The following is an 8856-nucleotide window of genomic DNA, read 5'->3' on the forward strand; positions in this document are numbered from 1 at the left end:
TGCGCGGCGGCCGAGTAGAACGCGTTGGCCCACCCGCTGATCGACAGGTTCCACAGGTAGAGCACCGCGGTGCCGGCCAACAGCAGGCCCACCGCGATGCGCTGGGTGATCGGGGTCGAGTTGCGGGGCTTCGACTCCTCGGGTGTCGCCGCCGGCACCGCGGTGCTCTACCTGTGGAACCTGTCGATCAGCGGGTGGGCCAACGCGTTCTACTCGGCCGCCGCGCAGGCCGGTGCCGAGAACTGGACCGCGATGCTCTTCGGATCCAGTGACGCGGGCAACGCCATCACCGTGGACAAGACGCCGGCGGCGCTGTGGGTCACCGATCTCTCGGTGCGCCTGTTCGGGCTGAGCCCGTGGAGTGTGCTGGTGCCGCAGGCGCTCATGGGCGTCGGTGCGGTCGCGGTGCTCTACGCGGCGGTACGCCGGGCGGTCGGACCGTGGGCCGGTCTGTTGGCCGGCACCGTCCTGGCGCTGACGCCGGTGGCCGCCTTGATCTTCCGGTTCAACAATCCCGACGCGCTTCTGGTGCTGCTGCTCGTCGTGGCGGCCTACTGCGTGCAGCGCGGCATCGAAAAGAACTCCAGCCGTTGGTGGTTCGTCGGTGCGGGGGTCGCACTCGGCTTCGGTTTCCTGGCCAAGATGCTGCAGGCATTCCTGGTGCTGCCGGGTATTGCCGCCGCGGCGCTGGTCGCCGGAGACCGCCCACTGGGCCGACGCATCCTCGATGTCGCCACCGCCGGCGTCGCCATGGTCCTCAGCGGTGGCTGGTACCTGGTGCTGGTGGAGTTGTGGCCGTCCTCGTCACGGCCCTACATCGGTGGTTCGCAGCACGACAGTATTCTCGAATTGGCATTGGGCTACAACGGTTTGGGTCGGCTCACCGGTGACGAAACGGGTGGCCTCGGCAATCTGAACTTCGACGTCGGGCCCGGCCGGTTGTTCGGGTCGCAGATGGGCGCCGACATCGCCTGGTTGTTGCCCGCCGCACTGATCTGCCTGGTGGCCGGCCTCTACCTGACCCGCCGGGCCGCCCGCACCGATCCGGCCCGGGCCGCCTTGATTCTCTGGGGCGGCTGGCTCCTGGTCACCGCGCTGGTGTTCAGCTTCATGAACGGCATCGTCCACCCCTATTACACCGTGGCGCTCGCCCCGGCCATCGGTGCGGTCATCGGCATCGGGGCGAGGTTGCTGTGGCAACACCGCACCGACCTCCGCGCCGCCACGGCGATGTCGGGCGCGGTGTTGGTGACCGCGATCCTGGCCGCAGTGCTGTTGGTCCGCAACGACGATGCCTTCCCGTGGCTGCGGGCGGCAGTGGCAGTGGTGGGTGTGGGTGCCGCGGTACTGCTGCTGATGGTCACACGGTTGGAGCGCCCGATGGTGCGGGTGACGGCGGTGCTGGCGGTCGCAGCCTGCCTGGCCGGTCCGGCCGCGTATTCGATCGCCACCGCCTCCGCCCCGCACACCGGGGCGATACCGTCCGTCGGTCCATCGCGTGGTGGCGGCGGGTTCGGCGGAATGTTCGCCGCCCCCGATCCAGGGCCGACGCTGACCGCAACGCTGACCGCAGATGCCGACCGCTACCGGTGGGCGGCCGCCGTGGTGGGCTCGTCGAATGCCGCCGGATACCAATTGGCCACCCGCGCACCGGTGATGGCAGTCGGAGGCTTCAACGGCACGGATCCGGCACCCACGCTCGACGAATTCCAGCGTCTCGTCGACGACGGCGCCATCCACTACTTCATCCGATCCCGCATCATGGCCGGCGGATTCGGCGGACACACCCCCAGTGGCAGCCAGGCCGCCACCGAGATCGCGGAATGGGTCCAGGCCCACTACAACCCGGTCACCGTCGACGACGTCACCATCTACGACCTGACTCACCGTGCGTCGAACACATAGCCGGCGCATAGCTTCGCCCAACCCGGATCACAACCCTGCGGAGAACGATGAACTCATGACAACCTTGGTCGAAGAACCCGAGCAGCGCTTTCATTTCGCGTCGCGGCCCAACGCCACACATGCCGCGCGGGACGCCGGGGTTCCGGTGCTCGACGTCGTCGTACCGGTGTACAACGAGCAGGCAACGCTCGCCCATTCGGTTCGCCGGCTGCACCGGTATCTCGCCGAGAACTTCGCGGTGCCGGTGCGCATCACCATCGCCGACAATGCCAGTGTCGACGAAACCCCGCGCATCGCTGCCGAACTGGCCGCTGACCTCGACGACGTGCGGGTGGTCCGGCTGGAGGAGAAGGGGCGCGGACGCGCACTGCGGGCGGTGTGGTCGGCTTCGGACGCGCCCGTGCTGGCGTACATGGACGTCGACCTGTCCACCGACCTGGCCGCGCTTGCGCCGTTGGTGGCACCACTGATCTCCGGCCACTCCGACCTGGCCATCGGCACCCGTCTGGGCCGCGGCTCACGGGTCGTCCGCGGCGCCAAGCGCGAGTTCATCTCGCGCTGCTACAACTTCATCCTGAAATCGACTTTGGCAGCCCGGTTCTCGGATGCCCAGTGTGGATTCAAGGCGATTCGCGCCGACGTTGCCCGCGAGTTGCTGCCCCACGTTGCCGATACCGGGTGGTTCTTCGACACCGAGCTTCTGGTGCTGGCCGAACGCAGCGGTCTGCGCATTCACGAGGTTCCGGTGGACTGGGTGGACGATCCGGACAGCCGGGTGGACATCGTCGCCACGGCGGCCGCCGATCTCAAGGGCATCGGGCGGCTGCTGCGCGGGTTCGCCAACGGGTCGATCCCGGTGAACACGATCGCCGCGCAGCTCGGGTCCTCTCGGAAATCGGCTGCCCCCGGATCGTTGTTGCGCCAGGCGGTGCGTTTCGGTGCGGTCGGTGTGGTCTCCACGCTGGCCTACCTGTTGCTGTTCACGGCCCTGCGGGCCGGTGTCGGCGCGCAGGCCGCCAACCTGATCGCCCTACTGGTGACCGCGATCGGAAACACCGCAGCCAACCGCCGCTTCACCTTCGGCATCGCCGGTTCGGGCAACGTCACCCGCCATCATCTGGAGGGATTGACGGTGTTCGGGATCGCGCTGGCCATCACCAGCGGATCACTGGGACTCTTGCACGTCGTGACGCCCGTGCCGCACCGCGGCGTCGAGCTTGCAGTATTGGTGGCGGCCAACCTGTTGGCCACCGTGGTGCGCTTCGTCCTGTTGCGCGGGTGGGTCTTCCACCCCGCGCGGACACGGCAGGTGACCGCGCCGAATCGAGGGACCGAACTATGACGACCATCGTCGACACGGCACCAGAAGCCGCCGCGGAGACCGCGGAATCGCCGAAGACATTGACACCGCGCTGGATTCGCCCCACCTATTGGGCTCTGCTGGCCGGCACCGCGGTGCTCTACCTCTGGGGGCTGGGATCGTCGGGGTGGGCCAACAGCTACTACGCCGCCGCGGCCCAAGCGGGCACCCAGTCCTGGAAAGCCTGGCTTTTCGGATCGCTGGATGCCGGCAACGCCATCACGGTCGACAAACCACCGGCCGCGATGTGGGCAATGGGCTTGTCGGGCCGGCTGTTCGGCTTCAACGAGTTCACCATGCTGCTGCCGCAGGCGTTGATGGGGGTGGGTGCGGTGGCACTGCTCTACGCCACCGTGCGCCGCACCAGCGGTCCGGCCGCCGGACTGATCGCCGGGGCGGCGTTGGCGCTGACACCGGTCGCGGCCTCCATGTTCCGCTACAACAATCCCGATGCACTCCTGGTCCTGCTGTTGGTGCTGGCGGCTTACTTCATGGTGCGTGCCGTCGGGCCGGTGTCGGCACGGGCCAGCGCCGGGTGGGTGGCATTGGCAGGATGTGCGCTCGGGTTCGCGTTCCTGACCAAGATGCTGCAGGCCTTCCTGATCGTGCCGGGCCTGGCCCTGATGTTCCTGGTCGCCGCGCCCGCGGTCGGAGTGTGGAAACGACTGGGTACCTTGCTGATCGGCGCGGCGACGATGATCGTCTCGTCGGGCTGGTACCTCGCGCTGGTGGCGCTGTGGCCGGCGGACTCCCGGCCCTACATCGCCGGATCGACCGACAACAGCCTGTTGCAATTGGCCTTCGGCTACAACGGGCTGCAACGCATCCTGGGGCAGGAGGGGCACGGGCCCGGCTCGGGCCCCGGTCCGGGTGGACCCGGTTTCGGTCACGGTCCCGGCGGCGGCCCCAACCTGATGTTCGGCGGTGATCCCGGGATCGGCCGGATGTTCGGGATGTCGATGGGCACCGAGGCGTCGTGGCTGTTGCCTGCGGCGCTGATCGGGCTGGTTGCCATGCTGTGGCTGACCCGGCGCACCGCGCGCACTGCCGGACCGCGGGCCGGTGTGCTGATGTGGGGCGGCTGGCTGCTGGTCACCGCCGTGGTGTTCAGCTTCATGGACGGGATCATCCATCCCTATTACACCGTGGCGCTGGCGCCTGCGGTGGCGGCTCTGGTGGGCATCTCGGTCGTCGAATTGTGGCGGGTCCGTGCCCGATCGGCAGCCCGGCTGGTGCTGGCGCTGATGCTGGCCGGGACCGGGGCGTGGGCGTTCGTGCTGCTGGACCGGACGCCTGACTGGTTGCCGGCGCTGCGCTGGATCGTGTTGATCGGCTCGGCACTGACGGCGGTCGCCCTGGCGATCACTGCCCACCGGGCGGGCAAGGTCCCCGCGGTGGTGGCGCTGGCGGCCATGGTCTTCGGGCTCGCCGCGACGGCGGCCTACACCGTCGAGACGGTGGCGAAAGTCCACGGCGGTGGGCCGATGGCCACCTCGGGACCCAACCGGGACATGGGGTTCGGCGGACCCGGTGGTCCTGGCGGTCCTGGTGGATTCGGGCGCGCCGATGATCCGGCACTGGCCGAGCTCATCGCGGGGGCCGACGGGCGCTGGGCCGCAGCCGGTGTCGGCTCGATGCAGGTCAGCGATCTAGAGCTCAAGACGGGCGAGTCGTTGATGGCAATCGGCGGTTTCACGGGCAGTGACAACTCGCCCACGCTGGCGCAGTTCCAGCAATATGTTGCCGATGGCCAGGTCCGCTACTTCCTCGATCGGCCCGCAGGTGGTCGCGGCGGGCCGCCCGGACCGCCGCGTGATCCCGGCGGTAGCGCGGGGGAGATCACCACATGGGTTCGCGAGCACTTCACCAAGAACATGGTCGGTGAGGTTCCGGTGTACGACCTGTCTGCGCCCGTCGCCTGACACCCAGACCGCGGCGGCCGTCCACATCCCCCCGGCAGGACGGCCGCCGCCTGGGCGCACCCCAATCGGCTCAGCCTGATTCTTCCTCTGGTCCTGTCGGCGGCGCGGGGTTAGCGTCGATTCATGTCTGTCACCGACCAGTACCTGGCCAACAACGAGGTCTATGCCACGACCTTTTCCGGGCCGTTGCCGTTGCCGCCCAGCAAGCACGTTGCGGTGGTCGCGTGCATGGACGCCAGGCTGGACGTCTACCGGATCCTCGGCCTGGGCGACGGTGAGGCGCACGTCATCCGCAATGCCGGTGGTGTCATCACCGACGACGAGATCCGCTCACTGGCCATCAGCCAGCGGCTGCTCGGCACCAAAGAAATCATCCTGATCCACCACACCGACTGCGGCATGCTGACATTCACCGACGACGGGTTCAAACAGCAGATCCAGGACGAAACCGGAATCAAGCCGAACTGGGCCGCCGAGTCCTTCGTCGACCTGGCCGAGGACGTGCGTCAGTCGTTGCGTCGCATCGAGGCCAGCCCGTTCGTCACAAAGCATGAATCGTTGCGCGGCTTCATCTTCGACGTCGCCACCGGCAAGCTCAACGAGGTGACGCTGTAGCTCACCCCACCTTGTACGTCGCGATGGCCTTCGCCACCGCCTCGCCGTCAGGAGTGACGATATCGACCTCGCTGTTCACCAGGGACCTACCCTGACGCAGCACGCGCCCGAGGCCGATCAGATCGGTGGCGCGGGCCGGCGCCAGGTAGTTGATTGTCATCGAGACCGTCACTCCGCGAAGCGAATCCGGAACGTCGGCGTGCGCCCAGGCTGCCGCCATCACCGTGACGTCGGCCAACGCGGCGATCGCACCGCCGTGCACCATGTCGGCGATCGTGATGTTCGACGGATCCCACGGCAACCGAAGTCGGACCTCGGGGCCGTCGAGGTTTTCGGCGAAAATGCCGAGTTTGGCCACGAACGGCGACTGGGGGAGGAATTGCGCCATGACTTCCGGGCCGGTCTGGATACTCATGGCCGCCAGTGTCTGCCGCCGGCGGTCAGCGTCTCAATTACCTGCGGGGTAAGCGCACAGTGAATCCGCCGTTCCCACGGGGGATGGCGCTGCTGGTGGCCGGGGCGCTGTTCATGGAAATCCTGGACGCCACGATCATCGCCCCGGCCATCCCGTTGATCGCCGCGTCGTTCGGTGTCGAGGCTGTCGATGTCAACGTGGCGATCTCGGCATACCTGGTCACGGTCGCGGTTCTGATCCCGGCCAGCGGCTGGCTGGCCGACCGGTTCGGTGTCCGCCGGGTGTTCATCGGGGCGATCGCAGTGTTCACGCTGGCCTCGGTCGGCTGCGCGGTGAGTGCCTCACTGCCGATGTTGGTGGCGATGCGGATCCTGCAAGGGGTCGGCGGCGCCATGATGGTGCCCGTCGGCCGCCTGGCAGTGTTGCGGCACAGCAGCAAGTCCGACCTCGTGCGGGCCATCGCACTATTGACCTGGCCGGCGCTCACCGCACCGGTGCTGGCTCCGGTGCTCGGTGGGGCCATCGCGACGCTGGGCAGCTGGCGGTGGATCTTCGCGATCAACATTCCGATCGGCGTGATCGGAATTGTCCTGGCGCTCGGACTCGTCCGCGGCGGGCCGCAATCCGCGGTCCGGTCGCTGGACTGGCCGGGCCTGCTGGCACTCGGCTCGGGGATTGCTGCGGCCCTCATCGCATTGGAGAACATCCGGGTCTCGGGGACCGACTGGGGACTGGTCACCGGATGCGGCGCCGCGGCAGTCGTCCTACTCGGCGCGGCCATGTGGCGGCTGCTCAGGGCGCCGGCCCCGCTGGTGCAGTTGCGGGTGCTGAGGGTGCACACGCTGCGCATCACGGTGGTGGCCGGGTCGCTGTACCGACTGGTGATCACCGCGGTGCCGTTCCTGCTGCCGCTGCAATTCCAGCTGGAGTTCGGCTGGACGCCGCTGGCAGCCGGCGTCATGGTGGCCGCGTTGTTCGCCGGGAACCTGACCATCAAGCCGGCCACCACCCCGTTGATGCGCAGGTACGGCATCCGGACCGTGCTGCTGGTCAACGGGGTGACCTCGGTCGCGTGCTTCGGCCTGCTGGCCGCGTTGCGGCCGGGCCTGCCAGTGGCGGTGATGGCCGTCGTCCTCTATCTGAGCGGGGCGCTGCGGTCGATCGGCTTCACCGCCTACAACAGCCTGGCGTTCTCCGACGTAGACGGGGAGCACCTGACGCACGCCAACACGCTCAACGCCTCGGTGCAGGAGTTGGCGGCTGGACTGGGCATCGCGGTGGCAGCGCTGCTGCTCAGCCAATTCACCTCATATTCGGTGACCTACCTGGTCCTGGGCGCTTTGCTGGCGCTGACCCTGGTCGCCACGGTGCGGCTGCCGCGGCACGCAGGTGCCCACGTAAGCGGGCATCGGATTTGAGGGTTGCCCGCCATTGACACCGCGGCGGCAGGGCGGCTAGATTCCTGGCCATGCTTGCAATTCTGGCCATTCCTACCAACTTAATGGGGAAGTGATGACCACCGCACAGAAATCCGATCAGCAGTCCGGCCGTGCCGGGCAGTACGAGCTGAGCCACCTGCGGTCCCTGGAGGCCGAGGCCATCCACATCATCCGTGAGGTCGCCGCCGAGTTCGAGAAGCCGGTGCTGCTGTTCTCCGGCGGCAAGGACTCGATCGTCATGCTGCACCTGGCGGTCAAGGCGTTCGCGCCAGGACGGCTGCCGTTCCCCGTCATGCACGTCGACACAGGGCACAACTTCGACGAGGTTTACGAGACCCGCGACGAGCTCGTCGAGCACTACGGTGCGCGCCTGGTCGTGGCCAAGGTGCAGGACGACATCGACGCAGGCCGCGTGGTCGAGACCATCCCGTCGCGCAACCCGATCCAGACCGTGACGCTGCTGCGCGGCATCCGGGAGAACAAGTTCGACGCCGCGTTCGGTGGCGCCCGTCGCGACGAGGAGAAGGCCCGCGCCAAAGAGCGCGTGTTCTCCTTCCGCGACGAGTTCGGCCAGTGGGACCCCAAGGCCCAGCGTCCCGAGCTGTGGAACCTGTACAACGGGCGGCACCACAAGGGCGAGCACATCCGGGCCTTCCCGATCTCCAACTGGACCGAGTTCGACATCTGGTCCTACATCGGCGCCGAGAAGATCAAGCTGCCGTCCATCTACTACGCGCACCAGCGCAAGGTGTTCGAGCGCGACGGCATGCTGCTCGCGGTGCACAAGTTCATGCAACCCCGCAAGGACGAACCGGTGATCGAGAAGACCGTGCGGTTCCGCACCGTCGGCGACGTCACCTGCACCGGCTGCGTGGAGTCCACCGCCGCAACGGTTTCCGAGGTCATCGCCGAGACCGCGGTGTCGCGGCTGACCGAGCGCGGCGCCACCCGCGCCGATGACCGGATCTCCGAGGCCGGAATGGAAGACCGTAAGCGCGAGGGGTATTTCTGATGAGCACGTTGTTGAGAATCGCCACGGCGGGTTCCGTCGACGACGGCAAGTCCACGCTGATCGGCCGGCTGCTGTTCGACTCGAAGGCGGTCATGGAGGATCAGCTGGCCGCCGTCGAGCGCACCTCCAAGGAACGCGGCCACGACTACACCGACCTGGCACTGGTCACCGACGGGCTGCGCGCCGAG

General features: G+C 67.9%; 8 protein-coding genes. 7 read left to right on the forward strand and 1 reads right to left on the reverse strand.

Going from position 1 to position 8856, the window contains the following annotated elements; all coding sequences use genetic code 11:
- Positions 1–96: 96 nt before the first annotated feature.
- The 4 genes from A5779_RS32200 to A5779_RS32215 all read left to right on the forward strand — a co-directional run bounded on the left by A5779_RS32200 (position 97) and on the right by A5779_RS32215 (position 5802).
- Positions 97–1905, forward strand: coding sequence for an ArnT family glycosyltransferase (locus A5779_RS32200; RefSeq protein ID WP_064888098.1), 1809 nt, complete (start codon positions 97–99; stop codon positions 1903–1905).
- Between the two features lie 55 nt (positions 1906–1960).
- A complete protein-coding gene (locus tag A5779_RS32205) occupies positions 1961–3247 on the forward strand; it encodes a bifunctional glycosyltransferase family 2/GtrA family protein (RefSeq protein WP_064888100.1) in 1287 nt (428 codons plus the stop codon).
- Entirely contained in the window at positions 3244–5187 is a 1944-nt protein-coding gene (locus tag A5779_RS32210; RefSeq protein ID WP_064888103.1) for an ArnT family glycosyltransferase, read from the forward strand. Before A5779_RS32205 ends, A5779_RS32210 begins: the two co-directional genes overlap by 4 nt.
- 123 nt (positions 5188–5310) lie before the next feature.
- The gene (locus A5779_RS32215) at positions 5311–5802 is read left to right on the forward strand and encodes a beta-class carbonic anhydrase (protein ID WP_064888106.1); all 492 of its coding nucleotides are present in this window, start codon (positions 5311–5313) and stop codon (positions 5800–5802) included.
- Between the two features lies 1 nt (position 5803).
- Here A5779_RS32215 and A5779_RS32220 read toward each other — a convergent pair whose 3' ends face one another.
- Positions 5804–6217 (reverse strand): PaaI family thioesterase, encoded by a 414-nt coding sequence (locus tag A5779_RS32220; RefSeq protein WP_064888108.1) that lies wholly within the window; start codon positions 6215–6217, stop codon positions 5804–5806.
- An 83-nt stretch (positions 6218–6300) separates the two neighbouring features.
- Between A5779_RS32220 and A5779_RS32225 the strand changes: the two genes are divergently transcribed.
- The 3 genes from A5779_RS32225 to A5779_RS32235 form a co-directional block, all read left to right on the forward strand.
- Complete coding sequence (locus tag A5779_RS32225; protein WP_064888110.1) at positions 6301–7635, forward strand: MFS transporter; 1335 nt, start codon at positions 6301–6303, stop codon at positions 7633–7635.
- 94 nt (positions 7636–7729) lie between these two features.
- Entirely contained in the window at positions 7730–8668 is a 939-nt protein-coding gene (gene cysD, locus A5779_RS32230) for a sulfate adenylyltransferase subunit CysD (RefSeq protein WP_064888112.1), read from the forward strand.
- Positions 8668–8856, forward strand: a 189-nt coding sequence (locus tag A5779_RS32235; protein ID WP_236734956.1) for a GTP-binding protein, incomplete at its 3' end; no start/stop codon positions are given. The genes cysD and A5779_RS32235, both read left to right, overlap by 1 nt.

The organism is Mycolicibacterium peregrinum, from assembly GCF_001665625.1.
Classification (GTDB): Bacteria; Actinomycetota; Actinomycetes; order Mycobacteriales; family Mycobacteriaceae; genus Mycobacterium; species Mycobacterium peregrinum_B.

Coding starts and splice junctions, on each gene's coding strand:
- A5779_RS32215 (WP_064888106.1), top strand. CDS start 5,311: ATGTCTGTCACCGACCAGTACCTGGCCAACAACGAGGTCTATGCCACG.
- A5779_RS32210 (WP_064888103.1), top strand. CDS start 3,244: ATGACGACCATCGTCGACACGGCACCAGAAGCCGCCGCGGAGACCGCG.
- A5779_RS32220 (WP_064888108.1), bottom strand. CDS start 6,217: ATGAGTATCCAGACCGGCCCGGAAGTCATGGCGCAATTCCTCCCCCAG.
- A5779_RS32225 (WP_064888110.1), top strand. CDS start 6,301: ATGGCGCTGCTGGTGGCCGGGGCGCTGTTCATGGAAATCCTGGACGCC.
- A5779_RS32200 (WP_064888098.1), top strand. CDS start 97: ATGCGCTGGGTGATCGGGGTCGAGTTGCGGGGCTTCGACTCCTCGGGT.
- A5779_RS32205 (WP_064888100.1), top strand. CDS start 1,961: ATGACAACCTTGGTCGAAGAACCCGAGCAGCGCTTTCATTTCGCGTCG.
- cysD (WP_064888112.1), top strand. CDS start 7,730: ATGACCACCGCACAGAAATCCGATCAGCAGTCCGGCCGTGCCGGGCAG.